Origin of the sequence: Flavonifractor sp. An10, from assembly GCF_002161215.1 — a bacterium.
Taxonomy (GTDB): domain Bacteria; phylum Bacillota; class Clostridia; order Oscillospirales; family Oscillospiraceae; genus Flavonifractor; species Flavonifractor avistercoris.
This window is the reverse complement of the sequence record NZ_NFMB01000001.1, coordinates 161,720-187,708: the sequence shown is the minus strand read 5'-3', so window position 1 is coordinate 187,708 and position 25,989 is coordinate 161,720. Positions and strand designations below refer to the sequence as shown.

Below are 25,989 nucleotides of genomic sequence, written 5' to 3'. Positions count from 1 at the left end.
CCCGCCGGTTTTGCGGCGCGTCCAGGAGGCCGCGCCCTACATGTCCAGGGTATCCAGAACCTCCAGGGCTCGCCTGCTCAATTCCGCGTTTTTATTTCTTTTGCCCTTGACCCTGTAGCCCAGGGGCGGGATCAGGCCGAAGTTGATGTTCATGGGCTGGAAGTCGCTCACGCTCCCGTTGCTGATATACAGGGCCAGGGCCCCGGTGGCGGTCTCCTGGGGGAAGTCCACGGGGGGCTTCCCCTCCAGCCGCCGGGCCAGCTCCACCGCCGCCAGGTAGCCGGAGGCGGTGGACTCCACGTACCCCTCCACGCCGGTGATCTGCCCGGCGAAGCAGATGCGCGGCTCCTTCTTCACCCGGTAGTAGCGATCCAGCAGCCGGGGGGAGTCCAGATAGGTATTGCGGTGCATGACCCCGTAGCGGACGAACTCGGCGTTTTTCAGGGCGGGGATCATGGAGAACACCCGCTTCTGCTCCGGCCACTTCAGGTGGGTCTGGAAGCCCACCAGGTTGTAGATCGTGCCGTCGGCGTTGTCCCGGCGCAGCTGCACCACCGCGAAGGGCTCCTTCCCCGTCCTGGGATCCCGCAGGCCTCGGGGCTTCAGCGGCCCGTAGCACAGGGTCTGCTTCCCCCGGCGGGCCATGACCTCCACAGGCATGCAGCCCTCAAAGACGCTCTTGTCCTCGAAGCCGTGAACCTCCGCCTCCTGGGCGGCGCACAGCTCCGTCCAGAAGGCGTCGTACTCCTCCTCGGTCATGGGGCAGTTGATGTAGTCCGGGGTGCCCTTGTCGTAGCGGGAGGCGAAAAAGGCGGACTCCATGTCCACGCTCTCAAAGGTGACCAGGGGTGCGGCGGCGTCGAAGAAGTTCAGGTAATGGCTCTCGGGAAAGAAGTCCTTGATCGCCTCGGCCAGGGCGTCGGAGGTGAGGGGGCCGGAGGCCACGATCACGTTCCCCGACTCCGGCAGGGCGGTGACCTCCCCCTCCGCTACCGTGATCAGGGGGTGGCTGCGCACCTTCTCCGTGACGGCCCGGGCGAAGCCGTGGCGGTCTACCGCCAGGGCGCCCCCCGCCTCCACCCGGTGAGCGTCCGCGCAGGACAGGATCAGGGAGCCCATGCGGCGCAGCTCCTCCTTCAAAAGGCCCACCGCGTTCTCCAGCTGGTCGGAGCGCAGGGAGTTGGAGCACACCAGCTCTCCGAACCAGGGGCTGTGGTGGGCGGGGGTCATCTTGGCGGGCTTCATCTCCCGCAGCTCCACGGGGATGCCCCGCTCTGCCAGCTGCCACGCGGCCTCCGAGCCCGCCAGGCCCGCGCCGATTACGATAACCGATTCCATGGGTTCCTCCTCTGATGGGGTTCAGCGGATGAAGTCAGTCCGCTGGAATTCCTCCTTCTCCGGCAGGCCGTACCGCTCTCTGCCCAGGGCGATGCTCTTCACCAGGAAGGACATGTTGCGGGCCAGGGTGCGCATGGTCTGCAGGCCCTCCGCATCCTGGCGGGCCTCGCCGGCCACCCGTCCGTGGATGCTGTTCCAGTACTGGCTGGAGGCCACCGGCATGCCGCTGATGGTGAAGAACTTGTTCAACTCGTCAAAGGTTGCCGACAGGCCGCCCCGACGGGCGGCCACCACGGCGGCCCCCACCTTCATGGACTTGTCAAAGGGGGTGGAGTAGAACAGCCGGGTCAGCAGGGCCACCAGGGTGGCGTTGGCCGAGGCGTAGTACACCGGGCTGCCCACCACCAGGCCGTCGCAGGCCTCAAACTTGGGGGAGAGCTCATTGACGATATCGTCGAACACGCACCTGCCCATCTCCGCGCACCGGCCGCAGGCGATACAGCCCCGGATGTCCCGGTTCCCCACGTGGATCAGCTCGGTCTCCAGACCCTCGGCGGCAAACACCTTCTCCATCTCCTCCAGGGCGGCGGCGGTGTTGCCGTGGGGCCTGGGGCTTCCGTTGAGCATCAGGATTTTCATGGTCTCTCCCTTTCTCCGCCGCCGGGCTTACTCCGCCGGGGTCTCCCCGGCCGGAGCTTTTTGGGCGGCGGTCTTTTTTGCGGTGGTTTTCTTCGCGGCGGCCTCCTTTTTGGCCGGGGCCTTTCTGGCGGCGGTTTTGGTCGCCGCCTTCTTGGCGGGGGTCTTTTTCGCCGTGGTCTTCTTGGCCGCCGTCTTTTTGGCGGGCTTCTTCTCCTCCACCGGCGGCTCCCCCTCTGCCGGGCTCTCCGCCGCGGCGGTGGCAGTCTTTTTCCGGTAGCCCCGCTGATCCTCCGGCAGGAAATTGGGGCACTCCGGGTTGATGCAGAAGGGCTTCTTGAAGCCCCGGCCCGACTTCTTGAACAGGGTGTGGCCGCACTCGGGGCAGGTCTCCTTCACCGGCACGTCCCAGGTCATGAAGTCGCACCGCTTGGACTCGTCCTTGTTGGAGTTGTTCTCACAGCCGTAGTAGGCGTACCCCCGCTTGGAGGTCTTTTTCAGGATCTTGCCGCCGCACTTGGGGCACTTGCCCGGCATCTCGATGACGATGGGCTGGGTGTGGTCGCACTCCGGCCAGCCGGGGCAGGCCAGGAACCGGCCGAACCGGCCCGACTTGTACACCAGGTTGCGGCCGCACTTGGGGCAGATCACGTCGGACACCTCGTCGGGCACCTTGATGCGCTCCCCGTCCAGATCCTGCTCGGCCTGCTGCAGCTCCTTCTCAAAGCCGCCGTAGAACTGGCCCAGCAGGCTCTTCCAGTCCACCTTGCCGGTCTCCACCTCGTCCAGCTGCTCCTCCATATTGGCGGTGAAAGCGGTGTCCACGATGTCGGTGAACTTGTCCTTCATCAGTCCGGTGACCACCTCCCCCAGGGGGGTGGGGCGGAGGTTGCGGCCCTCCTTCACCACGTACTCCCGATCCAGAATGGTGGAGATGGTGGGGGCGTAGGTGGAGGGGCGGCCGATGCCCTTCTCCTCCAGGGCCTTGATCAGAGTGGCCTCGGTGTACCGGCTGGGGGGCTGGGTGAAGTGCTGCCCCGGGGTGAGCCCCTTCAGCTCCAGGCCCTCCCCCTCCTTCAGATCGGGCAGGGGGGACTGGAAGGCCTCCTCCTCCTCGTCCCTGCCCTCCACGTACACGGCGGTGTAGCCGGAGAACTTGAGGGCGGAGTGGGTGGCCCGGAAGGTGTAGCCGGCGGACTGGGCGTCGATGGACACGCTGTCGTACACGGCGGAGGCCATCTGGCAGGCCAGGAACCGGCTCCAGATCAGCTTGTAGAGCTTGTACTGCTCGGCGGTGAGGGACTTCTTCACGTCCTCCGGCGTCAGGTTCACGTTGGAGGGCCGGATGGCCTCGTGGGCGTCCTGGGCGCCGGACTTGGTCTTGTACACCCTGGGCTTGCCGGGGTAGTAGTCCTCGCCGTACCGGGACAGGATGAAGTCCCGGGCGGCGGCGGTGGCCTCGTCGGACAGGCGGAGGGAGTCGGTACGCATATAGGTGATGAGACCCACGGTGCCCTCCCCCTCGATGTCCACGCCCTCATAGAGCTGCTGGGCGATGGACATGGTGCGCCGGGGGGTCATGTTCAGCTTGCGGCTGGCCTCCTGCTGGAGGGTGGAGGTGATGAAGGGGGGCGCCGGGTTGCGCTGCTTGTCCTGGCGCTTCACGCCGGTGACGGTGAAGGGGGCGGCCTGTACCGCCTCCATGACGGCGTTGACCTCCGCCTCGCTGTTCAGCTCCACCTTCTTCTCTTTTCCGTAGAAGCTGGCCTTGAACTGCCCCAGGTTGGGGGCGATGCGGGCCAGATCCGCGTCCAGAGACCAGTACTCCTGGGGGACGAAGGCCTTGATCTCCGCCTCCCGTTCACACACCAGCCGGGTTGCCACCGACTGCACCCGCCCGGCGGACAGGCCCCGGCGGATCTTCTTCCACAGCAGGGGGGAGATCTGATAGCCCACGATGCGGTCCAGCACACGCCGGGCCTGCTGGGCGTTGACCAGATCCATGTCGATGGCACGGGGGTGGGCGATGGAGTCGTTGACCACCTTCTTGGTGATCTCGTTGAAGGTCACCCGGTAGGTCTTGTCGTCGGGAATGTTCAGCATTTCCTTCAAATGCCAGGAGATGGCCTCCCCCTCCCGATCCGGGTCGGTGGCGAGGAAGACCTTGTCACTCTTCTTGGCGGCCTTTTTCAGGTCGTCAATGACCTCCTCCTTTCCCTTGATGGGCTGGTAGTCCAGGGCAAACCCGTGATCCACGTCCACGCCCAGCTTGCTCTTAGGCAGGTCGCGGACGTGGCCCATGGAGGCCTTCACCTCGTAGCCGGGGCCCAGATATTTTCCGATTGTCTTGGCCTTCGCCGGGGACTCGACGATCACCAGATTCGATTTTGCCACAGTACGATACTCCTTACGTGATGATAACGCGCCAGCGGGCGCGGAACAGACGCTATTGGGTCTCGGGGAACCGGACGGCGGCGGTGAACCGCCGGCCGGGCAGCTCGGTGAGGTATCCCCCCGCCTGGAGCAGGGTGAGGGCTGTGTTCACCCGCCGGGCGGGGATCTCCGTGCGGCCCACGATCTCATCGGGCACCAGGGCCTTATCGCTGAGCAGGAAAAAGATCTGACGCTGCTCATCCCCCATCTGCTCCAGCTCCGACCGGGGGCGCAGGGGCAGGGCGTCCTCCCTCTCCTCCTCCGGCTTGGGCCCGGGGGCCGGACGGGCGGGCCCTGCGGGCCTGGCGGCCGCCAGGCGCTCCCGCTGCTCCCCCGGCGTCAGATGGGGCGCCTGCCGCAGCTTATGGGGAAAGCGTCCGGAAAATTCCACCAGAATGTCCTGGGCGGAGCGGGTCAGCTTGGCCTCGCCCCGGGCGATCAGGCCGTTGGTGCCCGCGCTCATGGGCGCGTCCGCCGGCCCGGGGACGGCGAACACCTCCCGGTTCTGATCCAGGGCCCGCCGGGCGGTGATCAGGGTGCCGCTGTGCTCGGCGGCCTCTACCGCCACCACGCCCACCGACAGCCCGCTGAGAATCCGGTTGCGGATGGGGAAGCGCCACCCCTCCGAGGCGGTGCCCGGCGGATTTTCCGACAGGACGCAGCCGGCGGCCATCACGTCCTCGTACAGCCCCCGGTTCTGGGGCGGATAGGGCACATCCACGCCGCCGGCCAGCACCGACACCACCGTGCCGCCGCCCTGGAGGGCGCCCTTCAGGGACGCGGCGTCCACCCCCTGGGCCAGGCCGGAGATCACCAGGGCGCCGGAGCGGGCCAGCTCCAGGCTCAGCCTCCCCGCCATGTTCACCCCGTAGGGGGTGCAGTCCCGGGAGCCCACCATGGCGATGGCCAGCTCCTCGTCAAACCGGGGCAGCTTTCCCTTTCCATAGAGCACCAGGGGATAGTCGTGGAGCTGGCGCAGCCGCTCGGGATAGGCCGCGTCCTGGCAGGTCACCAGGAAGATGCCCAGCCGGTCGCAGTCGGCCAGGATGTGCTCCGCCCCGGCCAGGGACTTGTCCGCCAGGGAGCGGCACAGCCTGCCCGGCAGTTGGAGCAGCTCAAACTCCTTCTCGTCGGCAAAGTACACCGCCTCCGCCGTGCCGAACCGGCGCAGCAGGGCCGCGGCCGTCTCGGGGCGGAGCCCCTCCCGGCCGGTGAGCCACAGGAGATAGGGTAAGGTCGCCATGGTTCTGCCTCCCTTTTCCCACGGAGGAGATCAGCGCAAGCCCTCCCACAGCACCACGGCGGCGGCCGCCGCGGCGTTGAGGGACTCGCACCGCTCCCGCATGGGGATTTTCAGCGTCTTTTCACAGGTGTCCAGCACCGCCTGGGACACCCCCCGGCCCTCGCTGCCGATCACCACGGCGGCCCTGTCCAGAGGGATCTCCCGCACGTCCGACGTGTCAGACCGCAGGGCGGTGGCGTAGAGGGGCATGCCCGCCCGGGCCAGCAGGGCCCGCAGCCCGTCCAGCTCCGCCTCCCACACCGGCAGGCGGAAGCAGGCCCCCATGGTGGCACGCACCGTCTTGGGGGAGAACGGCTCGGCACAGCCGGGCAGGAGGAACAGCCCCTCCGCCCCGAAGGCGTCGGCGGTGCGCCAGATGGTGCCCACGTTGCCGGGATCCTGCACCCCGTCCAGCACCAGGTACCGGCCGGGGGACAGCGCCTCCGGCGGCGTCAGGGCCGGGGTGCGGCACAGGGCCAGCATGTTCTGGGGGGTGTCCACGGTGGACACATAGGCCAGCAGCTCCGCCGGCAGCTCCACCACCCGGGTGTGCGCCGGCAGGCCGGCGGGGGCGGGGGTTCCCTCGGCCGCCGCCAGCAGCTCCACCTGAGCGCCCCAGCGCAGGGCCTCCCCCACCAGCTTGTCCCCCTCGCAGAGGAACAGCCCCTCCGCCCGCCGGGCTTTCTTATCCGTGCCCAGCCGCCGCAGGCGGGTGATCAGCGGGTTGCGGCGGCTGGTAATGCGCTCCATGCTCACAGCTCCTGGAGACGGTTGATGTCCTCGGTGCGGCCCAGGATCACCACCGCGTCGCCGCTTTCCAGCCGGAAGGAGGCGCCGGGGGCCACGGTGAGGGCCTCCTCCTCCCCCCGGCGCACGGCGATGATGGTCACCTTATGCCTGGCCCGCACGTCCAGCTCCTGGATGGTCTTGCCGCTCCAGGACTTGGGGATTTTGGTCTCCACAATGCCGTAGTCGTCGCTGAGCTCGATGAAGTTGAGCACGTTGGAGCTGGACAGGCCCTGGGCCAGCTTGACGCCCATGTCGTACTCGGGGAACACCACCCGGTCGGCGCCGATCTTCTCCAGGATCTTCCGGTGGATGTCGCTCTGGGCTTTGCAGATCACCCGCTTGACCCCCAGCTCCTTCAGGTTCAGGGTGATGAGGGCGGAGGTGCCCACGTCCTCGCCCACCGCCACCACGGCGCAGTCGTAGTTGCGCACGCCCAGGGCCCGCAGGACGGCGGGATCCCGGGCGTCGCCGGCCACCGCATGGGTGACCTTATTGGCGATCTCCTGGACATAGGACTCCCGTTCGTCCAGGGCCAGCACCTCGTGGCCCAGCTCGCTGAGCTCCAGGGCCACGGCACTGCCGAACCGGCCCAGGCCGATGACAACGAAGGTTTTCATGCTTGCACGTTCCTTTCCTGTGTGTCGGCCGGTCAGCCGATCATGACATTGATCTCCGGGTAGTGGAGCTTGGCCGGCCTCCGCTTGCCGGTCATAAGCGCGATGGAGAAGGACAGGATGCCCACCCGGCCCAGGTACATTAAAACAATCAGGATGCTCTGGGAGATGCGGGTCAGCTCCGGCGTGATGCCGGTGGTGAGGCCCACGGTGCCCATGGCGGAGGCCACCTCATAGGCGCAGTTCAGGTAGGGCAGGCCCTCCACCGTGGAGATCACCATGGAGGCGATCAGAAACACAAAGAGAACCACCAGGGTCAGGGTCATGGCGTTGAGCACCTGGCCGAAGGGGATGGCCCGGCCCCGGAAGGTGACCTGCTCCCGGCCCCGCAGGTTGGCCCGCAGGGCCAGCAGCAGCACCGCCACCGTGGCGGTCTTGATACCGCCGGCGGTGGAGCCGGAGGAGCCGCCGATGAGCATCAGGATGGTGGACATGGCCTTGCTGCTCTCGCTCAGGCCCCCCTGGCCGATGGCGTCAAAGCCGGCGGTGCGGAGGGTCACCGACTGGAACAGGGCGTTGAGGGCCTTTTCCCACACGGGCATGTCCCCCAGGGTGGCCGGGTTGTGGTACTCCTCCAGGAAGAAAAAGGCCGCGCCGCCCACAATCAGGAGGCCGGTAATGAGCAGCACCATCTTACTGTACACCGACAGCCTGCCCCAGCAGCGGGCCCGCAGGATATCCTCCCAGACAAAGAAGCCCAGGCCGCCGATGGCGATCAGCGCGGCGGTGGTGCCCAGCATGATGGGGCTGTCCTGATAGCCCGCCAGGCTGGAGAAGGCCCCGAAGCGCCCCCCCAGCAGGTCAAAGCCCGCGTTGCAGAAGGCGGAGACCGAGTGGAACACCGCCCGCCACAGCCCGCCGGCCAGGCCGAAGTCGGGCACCAGCCGGAGCGACATGAGCACCGCCCCCGCCCCCTCCAGCAGGAAGGTGCCCATCAGGGCGTGGCGCACCACCCGCACCACCCCGTCCATGCTGTCCAGGTTGAGGGTGGACACCATGATAAGCCGCTCGGACAGGCCGATGCGCCGGTGAAGGGCAAAGGAGATGAGGCTCACCACCGTCATGAAGCCCAGCCCCCCCAGCTGGATCATTGCCAGGATCACCACCTGCCCAAACAGCGTCCACTGCGTCCAGGTGTCCACCAGGATCAGCCCGGTGACGCAGCTGGAGGAGGTGGCGGTGAACAATCCGGTAAAAAAGCCGGCGCTCTGCCCGTCCCGGGAGGCGACGGGCAGGGTGAGCAGCAGGGCGCCCACCAGAATGATGATGGCGAAGGAGGCCGCCACAATCCGGGTGGCGTTGAGGCTCCGGCCCCGGACAAACCCGTTCCGCAGCCAGAGGGCGCATCGTTTCAGCACGGTGAGATCCTCCTATGTGAAGGTAAAAACAAATTGACGCAGAAAAGCATGCCGAAGAAGGGGGTCTCCTTCGGCATGCTGCTGCGGATTTAGTCCAGGGGTTTCATGGTCGGGAACACCCCGCCGGTCTCTTCATCCGGTTTCATCACGGCCTGATGTGTTGAAAAAGCACCATTTTTACGAGGGTTTTCTAACTTTTTGGGTTCCATAGGATGTCCTCCTGTGCCGTCTGGTTCGGGGCAAAAGTTGTAGAAAAATTGTAGAAAGTTGTATTGGCACAAAATCGGCTCAATATCGACTTCAAATTGGCACAGCGAATGGTTGCATTGTTTGAAAAGACGCCATTGTAAAATTGCCCCATTTGCAGGAAAGCCTGTATGAGTCCCGCACAGGATTGCCTTGCAGATTCATACAGAAACAAGTATAGCATAAGCCTCAAAGATGTTCAAGTCAACGGTTTTTTCGTTGGCGCACTCAATTTCATACCTTATATATAAAAAGGAGAAAGCCATGCCAACCTATCAATTACAAATTAAACAGATTGTGGACTACCCACGCTGCCGGATCTACCAGCAGTTTATCCGCTTTCTGATGGAGGACCGGAGCATTCGCGTAAGCGGGGGCTCCGGCCTTTTTTGCGGCACTTTTGATTGTCACGCATTACAAGTTAGATCCCTATTCGGGCTGCTGCCGGGAAGGTTTACTACACCGCGCGCATGAACAGTACTTGCTGCGCTTTGGGCTTGATCTTCTGTACGGAAACTAGCAGGTCGCCACTTTTGAACCTACACTCCCTCCCTCGATGGAGAATTGAACAAGGAGGTCTTACTATGAAAAAATTTGTTGAAAAAGATGTCGCAGAGAATCCTCTGTACCATAATACCTGGAAACTGCTGAAAAAATACCGCGATGTGGTTTGGAGCTTGGAGATTTCCGTCCAGCATGTTCGGGCCAAGTTCGAGATCGAATACGGCACTTCCATCGAGGAATTTCTGGATTCCGTCTACCTAGCTGGCGCAGACCTGAACGGGGGCAACATTGAGCACCATGCCAAGTGCATGGAGCGCAGCCACAAGATGCTGAAGCTCCTGGATTCGGCAGTCGAATTGCTCCGTATCCGGCATAAGAACGGCGAGGCATATTACTGGCTGCTGTACTACTCCTTCCTCTCCCCTCAGCAGTTGAAGAATGTGGAGGAAATTATCGAGAACCTGCGTCCGCACATCCGGGACATCTCCTTCCGCACCTACTACCGCAAGCGGCGGGAGGCCATTGACGCCCTCAGTTCAGTGCTGTGGGGCTACACCTCCAAGGACAGTCTGGATGTGCTGGAACAGTTCTTCCCGGGCACAAAGCCTGCCGGGAATCGCGCAGACAACCGTTAACTTAGAGCTAATTTGATTCGCGTCCCCAAAATATATTTAGCAGCACCTGTGGAGTGACAATTCGCTGCTCCACAGGCTTGTTTTTTCTCATTGACCTTTTGGGCGTATACATTATATATTTTTCCATAACAAGTTGTTTTTTAGTTCTCCCGTCTAAGATTTTAGCTTTGCGTTGGATTTTTATGCCATAGGAAAATTCTATGGTGCTTTTTTAAGAGAAAAATCATCCCGAAATGATTCCAAAATCCAATGTTTTTTCTTCTATAGTCAGCCAAAAGGTCGCCGCCCATAGTTTTCTCCCTCCGGGGTATCCGGGCGGCATAGAGGGCTACTTTTCCCCAAAAACAAGCACTTTTTCAGACCACCGAAAGGAGGTGATAAAATGGCGGTATTTCGGATCGAGAAAACCCGCGACTACACGGTGATGTCCAACCACCACCTGCGCAACGCAGGGCTGTCGCTGAAATCCAAAGGGTTGCTCTCCATGATACTGTTTTTGCCGGAGGATTGGAACTACATCACCAGAAGCCCATCCAAAATCTGCAAGGATGGCACGGACAGAATCGGTTCAGTTCTAAAGGCGCTGGAGCGAGCTGGGTACATAGTCTGCAACCGTATACGGGACAGTAAAGATAAGATCATGGATGGGGAGTATGTTATCTATAAGACGCCCCATCCCCCGGACACGGGCCAGCCGTGTGAAGACGAGCCGGATACGGCTTGTCCAGATACTGAAACCCCGGATATGGATAACCCATAGGATAACCCATATCTGGAAAGAGGTGATGCAAGTGCAGGAAGAAACCGCTCTGTATACAGTTTCCCCCTGTTTGATTTTTATAACGACTCGATAATTGAGGGAATCATTTTAATCTGTAATAGCAAATGTTCTTCCCAGTACCCTCCCGTTTCAGTTCGCCGGATGCCACCAATTTCCGCAGCACCCCTTCGATGGAGCTGATACTGAGTGAAGGGCACAATTCCCGAATGTCCTGCTTCGTAAACCGGCCGATTTTCTCCATGGTCGCCCGGCGCACAGTCTCCAGGGCAGGGAGCTTGGTCTCCACCAGAGCAAAACGATCTTCAAAATCCTTGTAGGCGGAAAGAATGGTCCCCAGCAGATACTTGATGAACGGAACCACATCTTCGGTGCCTTCATGCCATCCGATTTGCGCCTGGCCCAGGACATCATAATAGAGATCCTTGTTTTTTGCAATCTTGGCCTCCAGTGAGATATATTTGCCTACATAGAACCCGCTGCGATAGAGCAGCAGCGTGGTCAGCAGGCGGCTCATTCTGCCGTTTCCGTCGTTGAAGGGATGAATGCAAAGAAAGTCGTGGATGAACACGGGAATAACAATCAGCGGCTCCACTTCCATATTCCCAATGACCCGGTTGTACTCCTCGCAGATCCTGTCCAGGGCCTCCGGGGTTTCATAGGGGGCCAGGGGCGTGAACAAGGTCTCCACATGGCCGTCGGGATAGGTGGCGCTGATGTAGTTCTGCACGCTTTTGGTCCTGCCCGCCATGGGATTGTTCATGTGGCTGTAGAGGATCTTGTGGAACTGCAGGATGTAGTTCTGGGTGATGGGGATGGCGTCGAAGTTCTCGTGGATGAGGTTCAGCACGTCCCGGTAACCTGCGATCTCCTGCTCGTCCCGGTTTCTCGGCGCTGTTTTCTCCTCTACAAGCTGCCGGATACGGGTGTTTGTGGTCACGATGCCCTCAATGGCATTGGATGCCTCGGTGCTCTGCACCTTTGCGATCTCTACCAGTTTCTCCAATTCCTCTGGCCGCTGTTTCAGGTACAGTTCCTGCTTTCCGGCTTCTTTATAGATCGCCGCGACCAGGCCCAAAATCTCTGAGTCCCACTTCTGTTCCCGGATCGCAGAGTAGTTGAATGCACGCATACCCTTATCCCCCTCTTCATTTCCTTAAATTTTACCATAAAATAAGGGAAAGTTCAACTCCAGGAGAAAACTTTCCCTTATCAGTATATCAATTTTAAGGGATACTATACGTCTGTAAGGGAAATCAATTCTGTTTCCGCCATAGGTCTGCTGCTGTAACGCTTTTCATGCCCCACAGCCTTTTGAACTCAATAATCGCTCCGATTTTTCCTCTGCCGCAATCTTCCGATGGAGGTCCAGCAATTCCTGCTTCATCTGCTCTCCGGTCAATTCCCCTCGGACCCACTTCTCTGACAGGAGCTTTGCATCCGCAGAAACCGGTACACCCTTGATCGCGTTGATCGCATCTGCGGTTTTGACGGCCACAAGCCTTTTATGGAAATTTTCTCTCATTGTTTGTTCAACTCCATATCGTAATAGCAGAACGGGACCGCCAGCGTACCGGCGGTCCCGTGTCTTTTCATCCAAGGATTTTCATTTGTAGTAAAATTGTTGTAACTGTAGTAAACCTGATTTCTCACAGACCCAGGCTTCATGCGGGTTTGCGGGCTGTCCGTCAGTCTAATGGCTTCATCGTGGGGAACACCCCGCCGGTCTCTTCATCCGGTTTCGTCACGGCCTGACGTGTTGAAAAAGCGCCATTTTTACGAGGTTTTTCTAACTTTTTGGATTCCATAGGATGTCCTCCTGCTCCGTCTGATTCGGGGCAAAAGTTGTAGAAAAGTTGTAGAAAGTTGTATTGGCACGAAATCGGCTCAATGACGACTTAAAATTGGCACAACGAATGGCTACATTGTTTTCAAAGGGAACATTTTGAAAACCGCCCCACTTACAGTAAAAACTGCACGAACTTTGTATAGGATTGCCAAGCAAATCCATACATAAACAAGTATAGCATAAGTCTCAAAGATATTCAAGTCAACGGTTTTTTCGTTGGCGAACTCAATTTCATACCTTATATATAAAAAGGAGAAAGCTATGCCAACCTATCAATTACAAATTAAACAGGTGGTGGACTACCCACGCTGCCGGATCTACCGGCAGTTCGTCCGCTTTCTGATGGAGGACCGGAGCATTCGCGTAAGCGGAGGCTCCGGCCTTTTTTATTTTACGGTACTTTGCAGTTACGCAAACTTCCGCACCTCATACCGCCGCATCGACGGCATCAGCTATACCGTCTACCCCGGCGAATGGGTCTGCACCCTCAAAGAACTGTCCCAATGGTTCCGCACCCGGTTCCAGTGCCAGGCGCTGGCCGAGCTGGAACGGCTACAGAAGCAGCACCTCATTTCTTTCCAGGCCCTGGGCCGCGGAAATGTAGTCCGCTATAAGATCTGCGACTGGGCGCGGCATAACACGGTCCTGGAATACAATGCCCCCTGCCAGAAGGACACCGGCTTTTTCTTCCTGCCGGTTTCTGTTGCTACCGATCTTATCAGTTCAGACCGCTGCTCCGAGATGGACATTGTGCTGGACCTGTGGATCTCCGCCATCTACAACGACAATCAGGTGCAGGGATCAGACCTGGGGCCAGTGGTCTATTTCCGCAACGGCACCGGCAATCCCCTTGTTACCTACACGGAGCTGGCTGCCCGCTGGGGGCTGTCCCGGGCGACAGTCGGCCGTGTCCTGAAAAAGCTGGCCGCGCTGGACTATCTCTCCCTCATGTCCTTCCCGGGCCGGCATGGCAGCGTGATTTATCTGCAAAAATATCTGTCCACCATGTTTGAGATCTCGGATGTGATGGTAGATAAAGAGGAGGTCGCTATGACGCTTAACATACGCCTGGAACTCCCGAAGGAGGACAGCGCAGGCCACGACGCTCCTGCCTTGGAGCATGAGGTCATCGTTTCAGATGAACTCGCCAGCGTTTCAAAATCGCACATTGAAATTATCCTTCAGAAAATGGCGCAAATCCTGATGGCACAAGGGATTTCGTGCTTTGGCTGCCCGCTCTCTCGCTACAAGTTATATCCCTTATCGGGCGACTGCCGGGAAGATTTACTTCCCCGCGCGCGAGAGCAATCCCTGCTGCGTTTCGGCCTTGCTGTTCTGTGCGGGAACAAGCAGGTCACCACTTTTGAACTTACACTCTCTCCCTCGGTGGAGAATTGAACAGGAGGTCTTACCATGAAGAAATTTGTTGAAAAAGATGTCGCAGAGAACCCTCTGTACCATGATACCTGGAAACTGCTGAAAAAATATCGCGACGTGGTTTGGAGCTTGGAGATTTCCGTCCAGCATGTGCGGGCCAAGTTCGAGATCGAATACGGCACTTCCATCGAGGAATTTCTGGATTCCGTCTACCTGGCCGGCGCAGACCTGAACGGGAGTGACATTGAGCACCATGCCAAGTGCATTGAGCGCAGCCACAAGATGCTGAAACTCCTGGATTCGGCAGTCGAATTGCTCCGCACCCGCCATAAGAACGGCGAGGCGTATTACTGGCTGCTGTACTACTCCTTCCTCTCTCCCCAGCAGCTGAAGAATGTGGAGGAAATCATCGAGAACCTGCGCCCGCACATCCGGGACATCTCCTTCCGCACCTACTACCGCAAGCGGCGGGAGGCCATTGACGCCCTCAGCTCGGTGCTGTGGGGCTACACCTCCAAGGACAGTCTGGATGTGCTGGAGCAGTTTTTCCCGGAGCCAAAAGCCACCGAAAAAAAGGCGGGCAAATAATTGGCACACTTCGGGATTGAAATTGGCGCGTTCCTGCCCTTGAGCCGTAAATCCCTATGTGTTAGACTGAATATGCTCAAACTTGTATCCAAAACTGAACGGGCGGCGAACAGCACCTTTTCCAAGGTGCTTTTTTGCTGCCTAAATGGTCTTTGGCCGGAGAAGGAGTCCACATCTGCACGACGGATGCGGGCTCATTCTTTGCTTCTTTGAGCGACGAACATCACATTTGGATTGGAGGTCCGCAAATTGAAAAAACTGAAAATTCTTCAACAGCAGCGGCGGGAAGACGATAGCAGCCCGCCTCGTCGAGTTTCCATCGGCCGGATCGCCTATACGGCGTTCCTCTGTGTGACGATGGCAATGATGTTCTGCCAGCCGGCCTTTGCCGCAACCGATGTTTGGACGAAGGCCAAGGAGATCATGCAGGATGTCTACACGCAGATCCTCGCCATCTCCACCATTGCGGCCATCGTGACCGCCTCGGTGGCGCTTCTGCTCATGAACTTTTCCCGCTCCGGCCGGACAGTCGATGAGAGCCGGGCATGGCTGAAGCGTATCTGCATCACTTGGGCCGTCCTCAATGGTCTTGGATTCATCATGGCTTATGTGACGCCTCTGTTCTCTGGTGGTCAGTGGACAGGCTGATTGCCGCCGCAATATACCCACTGGAAGGAGGCGTAAGCTATGGGTATCCTGGATGGCATCGTTGAATGGATCGCGGAGCAGGTAATGGCCGGCCTTGACCTTGTGACCACTTCGGTTTTGGGCGCTCTGGGCTGTGACATGGCTGTGTTTCTGCGGTACTTTCCCGCTGCCGAAACGATGTATAGCGTCTTTGTGGCGCTGGCTGTCGGCATTATCCTGCTGAATTGGGTCTGGCAGCTGTTCAAAAACTTCGGTCTGGGCGCAGGGATTGAGGCGGAAGATCCGGTCAAATTGAGCATCCGGTCGGTCATTTTCATCCTGCTGGCGCTCTTTTCCGATGAAATCGTCAACATTGTCCTGACCATCGGCGGCACACCGTACCGCTGGATCATGGATTCGGAGCTTCCGCCCCTCAGCTTTGCCGATTTTAACTCGGTCATGCTGGTGATCATCGGTGTCTGCGCCAATGGCGCTGTGGCGTTGATCACCCTGATCCTCGTCATCATCCTGGCCTGGAACTACCTGAAATTGCTGCTGGAGGCGGCGGAACGGTATGTTCTGCTGGGCGTGCTGGTCTATACGGCGCCGGTCGCTTTTTCAATGGGCGCAAGCCAGACCACATCGAACATTTGGAAATCCTGGTGCCGGATGCTGGGCGGGCAGATTTTTCTGCTGATTATGAATGCCTGGTGCCTGCGCCTGTTCACGAGCATGGTTGGCTCTTTTATTGCCAATCCGCTCTCTTTGTAAGGAGGGGCGCTTTGAAAAAATTTAAGAAAATTTTGTTCCTCGCGCTGATGATTGCGACTCTCTCCTGCCTGTTCTGCCAGCCGGCTTTTGCCATTTCCGAGGAAGAGGTGCAGGCCCAGGTAGACGCTGTGGGCAAGGAGACGGTTTCCGGCAATGTCCTGATCTGGTTCATGTGCGCGATAGGCTTTCTGAAAGTCTCGCAAAAGATTGACTCATTCATGGCAAGCCTGGGCGTCAATGTGGGCCACACCGGCGGCAGTATGCTGGCTGAGGCCATGATTGCGGCCAAGGGCATCGGCGGCTTTAAGAACTTCTCCAGTCACCATTTTGGCGGCGGACGCAGCAGCAGCTCCACCCATGTCAATGCCAATGGCGGTGGTGGTAAAGGCGGCGCCGCCGGATTTGGCGCAGGCTTTGCCAGCGGCGGTCTGGCCGGTGTGATCAAGCGGAATGTCACGAACAATGCCGTCAAAACGGCCACAACGCCCTCGGACGCCAAGCCTTCCGGCCTGGGCGGTCTTGTGGGCGGCGCTGCAGGCGGCGTCGGCGGCCACATTTATTCTTCCTCGGTGAGCAAGGGCGGTGATTTCGCCAATCATGTCGTCGGCTCTGTGGCAACCGGGAACATCACCCAAATGGGCACGATCACCGGCGAAAAGGCTGTTGAAGCCCTGCACTCCTATATGGGCCACACGGCACTTGGGCCTGGGGCAGAGAATATCCCCACCTACCAGAATGTCGAGATCGGCGGCGGCCGTATCACCGGCACGGAGGTCACGCCGGAACACCCGGAGGGCATTGCCTTCGGTATGTACCATGCGGACCAGTATGTTGCGCCGGAGGGCCAGTACACGACAGTTCACGCCGCAGACGGCACCGCCTGGTATAAGCAGTATGCGGTGGACGCAGTGGATAAGACGCCCTACATGGCCCCGGACGGCTCGATTGCCTACAACGAGTCCATTGTAAAGAAGCTGCCGCCCACCCCAAAACGAAAGGATAAGATCTGATGGCTGAAGAACGCAAGGACAGCTTTGCTGAAACGGTAGACACTGCGGCCTCCGCAGCGCATACGGTCAAGAGCGCCATCAAGGCCGGCAAGGCGATTTCCGGCGCGGCCAAGGGCGCTGCCGCCGGCGGTCCCTATGGGGCTGTGGCCGGGGCGGTTTGGGCCGGGCGCAAGCATATCGGCAAGATCATCGCCGTCATCATTACTCTGCTTTTGCTGCCGGTCCTGTTTGTTTTGATGCTGCCCGGGCTGATTTTCGGCGGTTTGATCAACGCTTTTTCACCGGCGGATACAGAACAGCCTATCTTAAACAGCGAAACTGCTATCGTGGAGAGCGCCAACGACATCACTTTTACCATCAACTCTATCTTGGGCGAGGCGCTGGACGATGTGATGACCCGCATTGAAGCAGACTTTGCTTCTTCCGGCGCTGACCAGATGGAGGTCAAAAATCCCTATTCGGCCGGCCCCGTCTATAACGCCAATCTCATCGTCTCGCAGTATTGCGCTGCCCGGGATGAGGATTTTGAGAGCATTTCGCTGGATGATCTGGCCGCTGTCCTGCGGGAGAACAAAGAGCATCTCTACTCTTATACCAGCGTGCGGGAGAGCCGTGAGGTCACATCGGAAGACCCGGAGACCGGGGAGGAAACCACAACCACCGAGATCTGGATGGTCTACACCATCCGCTACAACGGCGAGTCTTATCTTGCTGACCATATTTTTGCGCTTACGGACGAGCAGAAAGAGCTTGCCTCCGATTATGCCTCAAACCTGAGCATGTTCCTGGGGGACGGCCTGCTGCAGAACCTGACGGAATGGACTGGAAACAGCATCCCCTCTCTGGGCGATGTTACCTTTACAGACGGCGTGACGCCGGTAGTCTATTTCAACCAGCTGGACGAGCGTTATGCCAGCCAGCCCTACGGCACCGACAATATCGGCGGCTACGGGTGCGGGCCTACCGCTATGTCCATTGTGGTATCCTCCCTCACGGATGAAACTGTGGACCCGGTGGCGATGGCTCAGTGGTCTTACGAAAACGGCTACTGGTGCAAGAGCAGCGGCTCTTATCACGCTTTGATACCCGCCGCCGCTGAGGCATGGGGCCTGCCGGTATCCGGCTGCACGACTTCCGAGCCCCAGCGGATACTGGACGCCCTGGCTGAAGGAAAGCTGGTGGTGGCGATTATGGCAGAGGGCCATTTTACTTCATCCGGGCATTTTATCGTTCTCCGTGGCGTGAAAGACGGTCAGATTATGGTGGCGGACCCGGCCAGCTACAAGCGCAGCGAACAGCTCTGGGATCTATCCATCATCCTAAACGAAGCAAGCCGCCGTGCTGGAGCAGGCGGTCCTTTCTGGATCATAGGCTGACCTGCCCCTCGGCTGCGGAAACGAGGTAATACATGAGCAACAAAAACGACCATGATACTTATATCATACCGCCGAATTTTATAGAAACAGGCACTTTTTTCGGCGGTATGTTCCGTGCGCGGAATGTAATCGAGGCCGGCATCCTGGTGTTTGCCATCGGGGCGCCGGTTTTTCTGTTCCTTCCGTTTGGGCTGACCACCCGCATCATCATTTTGTGCCTGACTGCTCTTCCGGTGGGGCTGGTCGCTTTGATCGGCATATCCGGGGAGAGCCTTTCGCAATTCCTGGTCATTTTTTTGAAATACCTGCGGAACCGCCGCGTTGTCGGCGGTGATGGTGCGCAGCCGGAGGAAAAAGCGGCGCCCTCCAAATCGGCAGGCAAGCATCTCAAACAGCGGCCTCCCAAGGAGAAAAAGCCCAAGGCCCCGAAGCGCCGGCGGTCTGGCGAGGCAGATTTCCCGGCTGAGTTTGATGAAGTGCGCGGCTATGAGATCCGTGAAAAGCTGCGGCCCAAGAAAAATTCCAAAAAGGAGCGTCCTGCCAAGGCCAATAAGGCGAAAAAGAAAGCAAAGGAGCGCCCTGAAAAGGAGCGCCTGCCTAAACGCCCTGCCCATGTCAAGGAGCAGAAGCCCGCCTGTCTCAATCCGGTGGCGGATTATCTGCCCATCGAGAAGGTAGAGAACGGCATTATCTACACCAAGGACCATCGGTTTGTCAAGGTGGTCGAGGTGGTCCCTATCAACTTTATGCTGCGGAGCGCCCGGGAGCAGAGGAATATCATCTACTCCTTCGTTTCGTACTTGAAAATCTCGCCCGTCAAGCTTCAAATCAAGGTCCTGACCCGCCGCGCGGACATCAACCGCCACCTGGACACGGTGCGCCGGGAGATGGCCCATGAGGAAAACGAGCAGTGCCGCTTGATGCAGGAGGATTACCTGAACTTTGTGCAGCAGGTCGGCTCCCGTGAGGCTGTTACACGGCGGTTCTTCCTGATTTTCGAGTATGAGCCCTGGGCCAATACCCGGCGGTCGGAGCAGGAAGATGAAGCAATCCAGTCCCTCCAGAGCGCCGTCCATACGGCCTCCAATTATCTGCGCCAGTGTGGAAACGAGGTCATCGCCCCTGAAAACGAGGATGAATTTACCGTTGATGTCCTCTACAACCTGCTGTGCCGGAACGAGAGCGCCGTCAAGCCGCTGTCGGTACGGGCGCAGGAGGTGGTGGCGCAGTATATGGAGCACGGGCGGGAGAATGAAATAGACCATATCCCGGCAGCGGAGTTTGCCGCCCCCCGAAGCATTGATTTTTCCCACGGGCGCTATATCTGCATGGATGGATTGTACTATGCCTATCTGCTGATCCCCTCGGACGGGTATAAAACGCAGGTGCCCGCGGGCTGGCTGAGCCTGATCGTCAATGCCGGCGACGGCATCGACATGGATATGTTCCTTGCCCGCCAACCTAAAGAACGCATCATCCAGCGGGTGGGCCAGCAGCTCCGTATCAACCGCTCTAAAATCAAAGACGCCAGCGACACAAACACCGATTTTGATGACATTGACGGCGCTATTCGGAGCGGATATTTCTTGAAGGAAGGTCTTGCCAACAACGAAGATTTTTATTACCTGAATCTGCTGATTACTGTGACAGCCCCCTCTGTGGAGGATTTGGAGTGGAAAGTCAGCGAAATGAAAAAACTCCTGCTGTCGCAGGATATGAATGTCAGCGCCTGCCATTTCCGTGAAGAGCAGGCGTTTCTTTCTGCCCTCCCGCTGGTTTCCATGGAAAAAGGGCTTTACGAGCGCGGCAAGCGCAACCTGCTGACGGGCGGCGCGGCCAGCTGCTATCCCTTCACCTCGTTTGAGATGTGCGATGACAATGGCATTCTTTTGGGAGTCAACAAATATAACAGCTCTCTGATTATCGTGGATATTTTCAATTCCGCGATCTATAAGAACGCCAATATGGCGATCCTGGGCACCAGCGGTGCCGGTAAGACCTTTACTCTTCAACTGATGGGGCTCAGGATGAGGCGCAAGAACATCCCCGTTTTTATCATTGCGCCGCTAAAAGGGCACGAGTTCCACCGGGCCTGTGCCAATGTGGGCGGAGAATTTATCCAGATCTCCCCGGCCAGCCCGCACTGCATCAATGTCATGGAAATCCGCAAGGTGGATCGGTCGGTCAATGAAATACTGGATGGCCCCGGTATCCAACTCTCGGAACTGGCGGCGAAGATCCAGCAGCTGCACATTTTCTTCAGCTTACTCATTCCCGATATGAGCCATGAGGAGCGGCAGCTTCTGGATGAGGCGCTGATCCGCACCTACAATGCCAAAGGCATTACCCATGACAACGCCTCTCTGGAAGACCCGGCCAATCCGGGCCACTACCGGGAGATGCCGGTGCTGGGCGACCTGTATGAGATTTTGAAGGCCGCCCCGGAAACCACACGAATGGCCCATATCCTCAACCGTCTGGTGAACGGTTCCGCCAGCACCTTTAACAAGGCCACCAATGTGCGGTTGGATAACAAATACACCGTACTGGACATTTCCTCCCTCACCGGCGACTTGCTGACTGTGGGGATGTTTGTCGTGCTCGACTTTGTGTGGGACCGCGCCAAAGCTGACCGCACCGAGGAAAAAGCCATTTTTATCGACGAGTGCTGGCAGCTTCTTTCCGGCGCCGGCGCCACGGGCACCCGGCTGGCCGGCGATTTCGTACTGGAAATTTTCAAAACCATCCGCGGCTATGGCGGTTCAGCGGTCTGCGCCAGCCAGGACCTGAACGACTTTTTCAATCTGGACGAGGGCCGTTTTGGGAAAGGCATCATCAACAACAGCAAGACCAAGATCATCCTCAATCTGGAGGATGACGAGGCAGAACGGGTCCAGGAGACCCTGCACCTGTCCGACGCGGAAACGATGGAGGTCACCCACTTTGAACGCGGCAACGGCTTGATTTCCACCAATAACAACAACATCATGGTGGAGTTTAAGGCCAGCCCGCTGGAAAAGGACCTGATTACCACCGACCGCCGCGAGCTGCGTGAAATTTTGGAGCGCAAACGCCGCGAGCAGGAATCTGCGTAGGTTCAAATGATATATATGCGAGGTGAATCCCATGTTTTGATGTACCGCGCTGGGTGTGCGTCTATATGACGCCTTCCATGAAGAAAAGCGCCGGTTTGACGCCCAGATGGCGTCTTTCCGGCGTTCCAATATTCGATAAGGCGTTCCGATGACGCCTTGATGACGCCATTTGATAAAGGAGGTGAGCCCCCATGAAGACCAGGGCTGAAATCTATGGAAATGAGGCTGCGGACTTGCTGCGGACGGTCACAATGTACCCTGGCCTCAGTGAACAGCAGCTTCTTTGTTTTCACCCTGGCAAAGAAGATACGGCAAAGGCCCTGCTCTCCCACCTGGAGAGGCAGGGCCGCATTTTTCAAACAGAGAGCGGCGGCTATTTCCCGGCCGGCCAGTCAGCTAAAATTGACCAGGCGCTTGTCCGGGCAGTATGGGTCCTGCTGGACTTCATTCAGCGGGCCGATTACCATGCTCCCGCTGATTTTCCTGTCAAGCTCGTTTTCTTTGCCGATGGCGAACTCTACGAGGTGGCCTGCGTTGAGGACGGGCAGGAGGCGCTTGTCTGCCATGCCCTGCGGGGCAATAAGGGAGGCAGCCGCCGCATTATTCTGGTCGATACACCGGCGCAGATCGCCAAAATCGACTGTCCCGGCATTTCCGGGTTCTGCACCGTAGAGGAAAACGGCCAGACACACTATTTCAAGAAAGCAGGAGGCACATGATTGGACCGAAAACTTATATCCCGCCGGATCGGGAGCATTCTTGATGATATATCCCGGCTGAGCAACGCGCTGTATGCGATGGACACCACCGACATCCAGCGTTACCCCGATAACTATGAGACTCTTTCCACCGATGCCGCGCTGCGGGCAGAGCGTATCGCCTGCCGGCTGCGGCATCTAATTTATTCCAGCACGACGATCCGCAAGGGCGATTATCTTAAATCCGCCAGTGTGATGCACGGTATCACCATCACCTATGAAAACGAGGTTCTTGCGGTGACGCTGCCCAGCCTTCTGCCAAAGCGCAGGCAGCGGCAGAGCGCCGAGTTTCTGCTGGACCCCCTCTATTTTGCCCTGGAGCAGTACGCCAAAGAGAACACTTTGCCCCATTACCGGGAATGTGTTGTCTGCTTCGCCCAGGTGTATGACCAGGCGCTCCCCACCAGGCGGGTGCGCGACTATGACAACTTGGAGGAAAAGCAGATTTTAGATCTGCTGTCCTCTTTTGTAATGGCTGATGATACCGGCCTGCTGTGTGATGCCTATAACACCGCCGAGCTGGGCGAGCAGGACTGCACGATGATTTTCGTCATGGAGAAGCACCGCTTTCCCGGTTGGCTTGCAGAGCATAAATCAAGCCTGAAATCCATCTCGGATTTTTGAGCATTTTGGGCCCCTTGCGGCCCGACATCCCGCGAAGCCGCCGAAAGCCCCGGATTTTCAGGCTTGCGGCCACTTGGGAGAAGCTTTATTTTACCGAAGTTCTCAGTCATTACGGTAAAAATCCAGCACCGACAAAGGAGGTGATCCCTTGGGAAAAGCAGCCGCACTTTTCCACAGCCGGATACGCTCCCGTTCCGGCTTTTATCGCTGACCGCCATCTCTGGAGAGTTCCCAACCAGCCAGCTGAACCGTCTCCCGGCCAGCCCCTACTATTTGGAGGCGGTCGTGACCTCGCTTAAAAAGAGCGGGCTGCTGCGGACCTACTACCGCGACAGGCTCCGGGGCTATCGGCTGGGGGCAAAGGCCAAGGCCGCCCTGCTGGACGGCTGGCCAGAGCGTTTCTCTTCCTACCTGACCGGCGACACCGACACCAACCGCCTCAAGAGCGAGGTGAACCGGCGGCTCCGGCTCCACCGCCTCGCGGAAACCTATGTCACGATGGACAATGCGGGGATCGGGCTCTTTCAGGATGAAAAGCCGAAGGTCTTTTCGCCGCAGGGCTATTGTGGCGAAGCCATCGAGTATCCCGCCTTTTACAGTTCCCGTGAGGTCAAGGAAATGGGGATCGACACCACGCAGGTGCGAAGCTCCCGGTTCGCAGGGGTGCTTCTGGCGCCCACCGGCATTTTTGTCACCTACAACAGCAGCGCAGCCCTGATGAAATGGCGCTGCAAGTCTGAGATGCGGGTAAAGGCGCTGATGTGGAGTGTCCTGTGCCAACAGCGTCTGGCCAGTCAGTACCGCGCCGAAGATGTGCATGGGCTGGTGCTGGGCGAGAGCATGGAACTTGCCTACCAGATGCTCACCAGTACCGGCGGGGCCAAGCACGACTATTTCATGCTGGACGGCAGCTACGACCATTTTTATTTTCTCACAAATAACCACCAGGGGGAGGTGATCCTTGCTTTACTGTGTGACCCCTTGAAAACCGCAGAGCTTAACCGCATTCTGTCCCAGGGCTTGATTACCGGAAATGCCGGAAGGGCCATAGAGCAGGATGCCGCGGAGCGGGACGGCACGCCGGTGCTGTTCGGCTACTCCTGCGACTTGCCCCGGATCGCACGCTTTAACACCTCCCTCGACCTGATGGAGCGCCCCGGCACGCTGATCTGTTTTGACTTCCAGGCAGATGTGCTGCGCCGCTACTGCGGCGGCCGGGTCCGCTTTCAAACCATTGATTTCACAAAATTCGAGGGGAGGTTGTTCCCATAGACAAGAAGAAACTCATTGCAGGCCTGATCGCTACGCCGTTCGCCATCCTTGCGATTCTCTACGCAGGCGGCTTTCTGGGGCAGATATTGGGCAACTACGCGGCATGGAAACAGGGCGGCGGCATCCCCGGAGACGGCACATCTCCGGCGGCAGCGTCGCCCGATTTTATTACCTGCCTGACCTCTGTGCTCCATCCGCCCTATGGGGTGTACGGGGTGCTGATCTGCATTGGCCTGCTGGCGATCCTGCTGCTCATGGTCATGAGGATGGGCTACAGTGATACCGGCGAGTATGACACAGACCGGAACTTTGTCTATTCGGCCAAGGGCACCTACGGCACCTCCGGCTGGATGGGCCGCAAGGAAATGAAGGGTGTGCTGGATCTGGTGCCGGACCTGCGCAAGCACAAAGGTATTGTACTGGGGATGCTGGACGGGAAAGCCGTCTGTATTCCCGAGAATCCCCGCATCAACGGCAACCTGGCCGTGTACGGCTCGTCAGGCAGCATGAAGACCCGCTCATTTTGTATGAACCGCATCCTTCAGGCGGTGATCCGTGGGGAATCGCTGATCATTTCAGATCCGAAAAGCGAACTCTATGAAAAATCCAGCGAATACCTGCGGGATCAGGGCTATTGCGTCAAGGTTTTCAACTTGGTGCTGCCGGAAAACTCAGACAGCTGGAACTGCCTTTCCGAAGTGGAAGGGCAGGAACTGATGGCGCAGCTTTTTGTGGATGTCATTATCAAGAACACCAACAGCACCGGCAAGGGCGACCACTTCTGGGACTCCTGTGAGATGAACCTGCTGAAAGCCCTCGTCCTCTATGTGGACCAGAGCTATGCCAAAGAAAACAGGAATATCGGCGAGGTGTACCGGCTGCTGACGCTGAACGGGGAATCCGACTTGGATAGCCTGTTTGATGTTCTGCCGCCCACCCATCCGGCCAAAGCGCCCTACAGCCTGTTCAAGCAGGCCAGCGACACGGTGCGCAGCGGCGTCATCATCGGCCTTGGCTCCCGGCTGCAGGTGTTCCAGTCGGAGCTCATCAAGAAGATCACCACCCGGGATGAGATCGACCTGGAACTGCCCGGCCAGGAGCGGTGCGCCTACTTCCTCGTTACCAGCGACCAGGACAGCACCTTTGATTTTCTGGCAAGCCTGTTCCTGTCCTTCTGCTTTATCAAGTTGGTGCGATATGCAGACAAGAACTGTGAGGGCGGCAAACTGCCGGTTCCCGTCCATATCTTGGGGGAAGAGCTCACTGCCTGCGGGACCATTCCGGACCTCTCCCGCCGTCTCAGTGTGATTCGATCCAGAAACATATCCATGAGCTGTGTCTTCCAGAACCTTGCGGGTCTCCAAAACAGATACCCGCTCAATCTCTGGCAGGAAATACTTGGAAATTGCGACGCGCAGCTGTTTTTGGGCTGCACAGACAGCCTGACGGCGGAATTCATCTCCGAGCGCACTGGTCTGGCCTCTGTGTCAGTGTCCAGTAAATCCAAGCAGCTGGGTACCTGGCGCATCTCCAATTATACGCCGGAATACCGGGAGACCTCCGGCGTCGGCAAACGACCCGTCCTCACCCCGGATGAAGTGCTTCGTCTGCCGATTACGCAGGCGCTGGTCATTATCCGCGGCCAAAAAGCCCTGAAGGTAGAGAAGATGGACTACTCCAAGCACCCGGAATCCTCCAAGCTCCGCGACTGCAAAGCCTCGGCGCACATTCCTGAATGGCGAAAATTGGAGGAACAGGCGCAGCCGAAGCCTGCCGCCGCACCGTCCCCGCCCCCCAAGCCGCAGGGGACCGCCCCCAAAAAGCCGGTAAAGAGAAAGCCCAAGGCAGCCGGCACACCCGCCGGCGCCAAGCAGGCAGCTCCGGCCCCTTCCGCTGAGGCCCCGGACGGGATCATCACCACAGATAAGGACTCGATCCTTTCTTAAATTCACATCATAGGAGGTTTTTA

Annotated in this window: 21 protein-coding genes and 1 pseudogene; 13 read left to right on the top strand and 9 right to left on the bottom strand. The window is 58.7% G+C overall.

From position 1 onward, the window contains the following. Nucleotides 1-36 precede the first annotated feature (36 nt). Genes trmFO through B5E42_RS00975 form a run of 7 tightly spaced genes read right to left on the bottom strand, consistent with a single transcriptional unit; the run spans nt 37 to nt 8,510 of the window. Nucleotides 37-1,338: a methylenetetrahydrofolate--tRNA-(uracil(54)-C(5))-methyltransferase (FADH(2)-oxidizing) TrmFO gene (gene trmFO, locus B5E42_RS01005; RefSeq protein WP_087236028.1), complete on the bottom strand. Its 1,302-nt coding sequence runs from the start codon at nt 1,336-1,338 to the stop codon at nt 37-39. Between the two features lie 21 nt (nt 1,339-1,359). Further along, complete coding sequence (locus tag B5E42_RS01000; RefSeq protein ID WP_087236026.1) at nt 1,360-1,977, bottom strand: flavodoxin family protein; 618 nt, start codon at nt 1,975-1,977, stop codon at nt 1,360-1,362. 27 nt (nt 1,978-2,004) lie between these two features. Then, nucleotides 2,005-4,368: a type I DNA topoisomerase gene (gene topA / locus B5E42_RS00995; RefSeq protein ID WP_087236024.1), complete on the bottom strand. Its 2,364-nt coding sequence runs from the start codon at nt 4,366-4,368 to the stop codon at nt 2,005-2,007. Between the two features lie 52 nt (nt 4,369-4,420). Continuing rightward, complete coding sequence (gene dprA, locus B5E42_RS00990; RefSeq protein ID WP_087236022.1) at nt 4,421-5,650, bottom strand: DNA-processing protein DprA; 1,230 nt, start codon at nt 5,648-5,650, stop codon at nt 4,421-4,423. A gap of 30 nt (nt 5,651-5,680) precedes the next feature. Further along, nucleotides 5,681-6,439 (bottom strand): RNA methyltransferase, encoded by a 759-nt coding sequence (locus B5E42_RS00985; protein ID WP_087236020.1) that lies wholly within the window; start codon nt 6,437-6,439, stop codon nt 5,681-5,683. A gap of 2 nt (nt 6,440-6,441) precedes the next feature. Beyond that, the gene (locus B5E42_RS00980) at nt 6,442-7,095 is read right to left on the bottom strand and encodes a TrkA family potassium uptake protein (protein WP_087236018.1); all 654 of its coding nucleotides are present in this window, start codon (nt 7,093-7,095) and stop codon (nt 6,442-6,444) included. A 32-nt stretch (nt 7,096-7,127) separates the two neighbouring features. Then, on the bottom strand, nt 7,128-8,510 hold the full coding sequence (locus tag B5E42_RS00975; RefSeq protein WP_087236016.1) for a potassium transporter TrkG: 1,383 nt from the start codon (nt 8,508-8,510) through the stop codon (nt 7,128-7,130). A gap of 830 nt (nt 8,511-9,340) precedes the next feature. Between B5E42_RS00975 and B5E42_RS00970 the strand changes: the two genes are divergently transcribed. Both B5E42_RS00970 and B5E42_RS00965 read left to right on the top strand, forming a co-directional pair. Further along, entirely contained in the window at nt 9,341-9,895 is a 555-nt protein-coding gene (locus tag B5E42_RS00970; protein ID WP_087236014.1) for a hypothetical protein, read from the top strand. A gap of 382 nt (nt 9,896-10,277) precedes the next feature. Next, nucleotides 10,278-10,652 (top strand): annotated as a pseudogene (locus B5E42_RS00965) (helix-turn-helix domain-containing protein); the annotation flags it as partial. Between the two features lie 106 nt (nt 10,653-10,758). Here the strand turns inward: B5E42_RS00965 and B5E42_RS00960 are convergent. Together B5E42_RS00960 and B5E42_RS00955 are read right to left on the bottom strand one after the other, a co-directional pair. After that, nucleotides 10,759-11,805, bottom strand: coding sequence for a Fic family protein (locus B5E42_RS00960; protein WP_087236012.1), 1,047 nt, complete (start codon nt 11,803-11,805; stop codon nt 10,759-10,761). Between the two features lie 165 nt (nt 11,806-11,970). Then, nucleotides 11,971-12,198: an antitoxin VbhA family protein gene (locus B5E42_RS00955; protein WP_087236010.1), complete on the bottom strand. Its 228-nt coding sequence runs from the start codon at nt 12,196-12,198 to the stop codon at nt 11,971-11,973. A gap of 585 nt (nt 12,199-12,783) precedes the next feature. On the opposite strand from B5E42_RS00955, the gene B5E42_RS00950 reads away from it, so the two are divergent. The 11 genes from B5E42_RS00950 to B5E42_RS00900 all read left to right on the top strand — a co-directional run bounded on the left by B5E42_RS00950 (nt 12,784) and on the right by B5E42_RS00900 (nt 25,966). Next, nucleotides 12,784-13,920 carry a helix-turn-helix domain-containing protein gene (locus B5E42_RS00950; protein ID WP_087231558.1) on the top strand — a complete coding sequence of 379 codons (1,137 nt, stop codon included), beginning with the start codon at nt 12,784-12,786 and terminating at the stop codon, nt 13,918-13,920. Nucleotides 13,921-13,935: 15 nt separating this feature from the next. Beyond that, nucleotides 13,936-14,487 (top strand): hypothetical protein, encoded by a 552-nt coding sequence (locus B5E42_RS00945; protein WP_058963687.1) that lies wholly within the window; start codon nt 13,936-13,938, stop codon nt 14,485-14,487. 249 nt (nt 14,488-14,736) lie between these two features. After that, entirely contained in the window at nt 14,737-15,135 is a 399-nt protein-coding gene (locus tag B5E42_RS00940) for a fimbrial protein (protein ID WP_204217826.1), read from the top strand. 39 nt (nt 15,136-15,174) lie between these two features. Further along, on the top strand, nt 15,175-15,885 hold the full coding sequence (locus tag B5E42_RS00935) for a hypothetical protein (protein WP_006573828.1): 711 nt from the start codon (nt 15,175-15,177) through the stop codon (nt 15,883-15,885). An 11-nt stretch (nt 15,886-15,896) separates the two neighbouring features. Then, complete coding sequence (locus B5E42_RS00930) at nt 15,897-16,895, top strand: hypothetical protein (protein WP_087236008.1); 999 nt, start codon at nt 15,897-15,899, stop codon at nt 16,893-16,895. Then, the gene (locus tag B5E42_RS00925) at nt 16,895-18,271 is read left to right on the top strand and encodes a C39 family peptidase (protein ID WP_087231549.1); all 1,377 of its coding nucleotides are present in this window, start codon (nt 16,895-16,897) and stop codon (nt 18,269-18,271) included. The genes B5E42_RS00930 and B5E42_RS00925 overlap by 1 nt, the downstream gene beginning before the upstream one ends. A gap of 32 nt (nt 18,272-18,303) precedes the next feature. Further along, nucleotides 18,304-21,366 (top strand): PrgI family protein, encoded by a 3,063-nt coding sequence (locus B5E42_RS00920; RefSeq protein ID WP_087236007.1) that lies wholly within the window; start codon nt 18,304-18,306, stop codon nt 21,364-21,366. 191 nt (nt 21,367-21,557) lie between these two features. Then, nucleotides 21,558-22,085 (top strand): DUF5697 family protein, encoded by a 528-nt coding sequence (locus B5E42_RS00915; protein ID WP_087236005.1) that lies wholly within the window; start codon nt 21,558-21,560, stop codon nt 22,083-22,085. Beyond that, entirely contained in the window at nt 22,086-22,748 is a 663-nt protein-coding gene (locus B5E42_RS00910; RefSeq protein ID WP_006573834.1) for a DUF6100 family protein, read from the top strand. It abuts the gene before it with no gap. Between the two features lie 243 nt (nt 22,749-22,991). Then, nucleotides 22,992-24,020 (top strand): hypothetical protein, encoded by a 1,029-nt coding sequence (locus B5E42_RS00905; protein WP_204217828.1) that lies wholly within the window; start codon nt 22,992-22,994, stop codon nt 24,018-24,020. A gap of 83 nt (nt 24,021-24,103) precedes the next feature. Beyond that, nucleotides 24,104-25,966, top strand: a complete 1,863-nt coding sequence (locus tag B5E42_RS00900; RefSeq protein WP_343214169.1) for a type IV secretory system conjugative DNA transfer family protein — start codon at nt 24,104-24,106, stop codon at nt 25,964-25,966. Nucleotides 25,967-25,989 lie beyond the last annotated feature (23 nt).

Coding starts and splice junctions, on each gene's coding strand:
- B5E42_RS00925 (WP_087231549.1), top strand. CDS start 16,895: ATGGCTGAAGAACGCAAGGACAGCTTTGCTGAAACGGTAGACACTGCG.
- B5E42_RS00935 (WP_006573828.1), top strand. CDS start 15,175: ATGGGTATCCTGGATGGCATCGTTGAATGGATCGCGGAGCAGGTAATG.
- B5E42_RS01000 (WP_087236026.1), bottom strand. CDS start 1,977: ATGAAAATCCTGATGCTCAACGGAAGCCCCAGGCCCCACGGCAACACC.
- B5E42_RS00970 (WP_087236014.1), top strand. CDS start 9,341: ATGAAAAAATTTGTTGAAAAAGATGTCGCAGAGAATCCTCTGTACCAT.
- B5E42_RS00955 (WP_087236010.1), bottom strand. CDS start 12,198: ATGAGAGAAAATTTCCATAAAAGGCTTGTGGCCGTCAAAACCGCAGAT.
- B5E42_RS00945 (WP_058963687.1), top strand. CDS start 13,936: ATGAAGAAATTTGTTGAAAAAGATGTCGCAGAGAACCCTCTGTACCAT.
- trmFO (WP_087236028.1), bottom strand. CDS start 1,338: ATGGAATCGGTTATCGTAATCGGCGCGGGCCTGGCGGGCTCGGAGGCC.
- B5E42_RS00980 (WP_087236018.1), bottom strand. CDS start 7,095: ATGAAAACCTTCGTTGTCATCGGCCTGGGCCGGTTCGGCAGTGCCGTG.
- B5E42_RS00960 (WP_087236012.1), bottom strand. CDS start 11,805: ATGCGTGCATTCAACTACTCTGCGATCCGGGAACAGAAGTGGGACTCA.
- B5E42_RS00915 (WP_087236005.1), top strand. CDS start 21,558: ATGAAGACCAGGGCTGAAATCTATGGAAATGAGGCTGCGGACTTGCTG.
- B5E42_RS00920 (WP_087236007.1), top strand. CDS start 18,304: ATGAGCAACAAAAACGACCATGATACTTATATCATACCGCCGAATTTT.
- B5E42_RS00985 (WP_087236020.1), bottom strand. CDS start 6,439: ATGGAGCGCATTACCAGCCGCCGCAACCCGCTGATCACCCGCCTGCGG.
- B5E42_RS00950 (WP_087231558.1), top strand. CDS start 12,784: ATGCCAACCTATCAATTACAAATTAAACAGGTGGTGGACTACCCACGC.
- dprA (WP_087236022.1), bottom strand. CDS start 5,650: ATGGCGACCTTACCCTATCTCCTGTGGCTCACCGGCCGGGAGGGGCTC.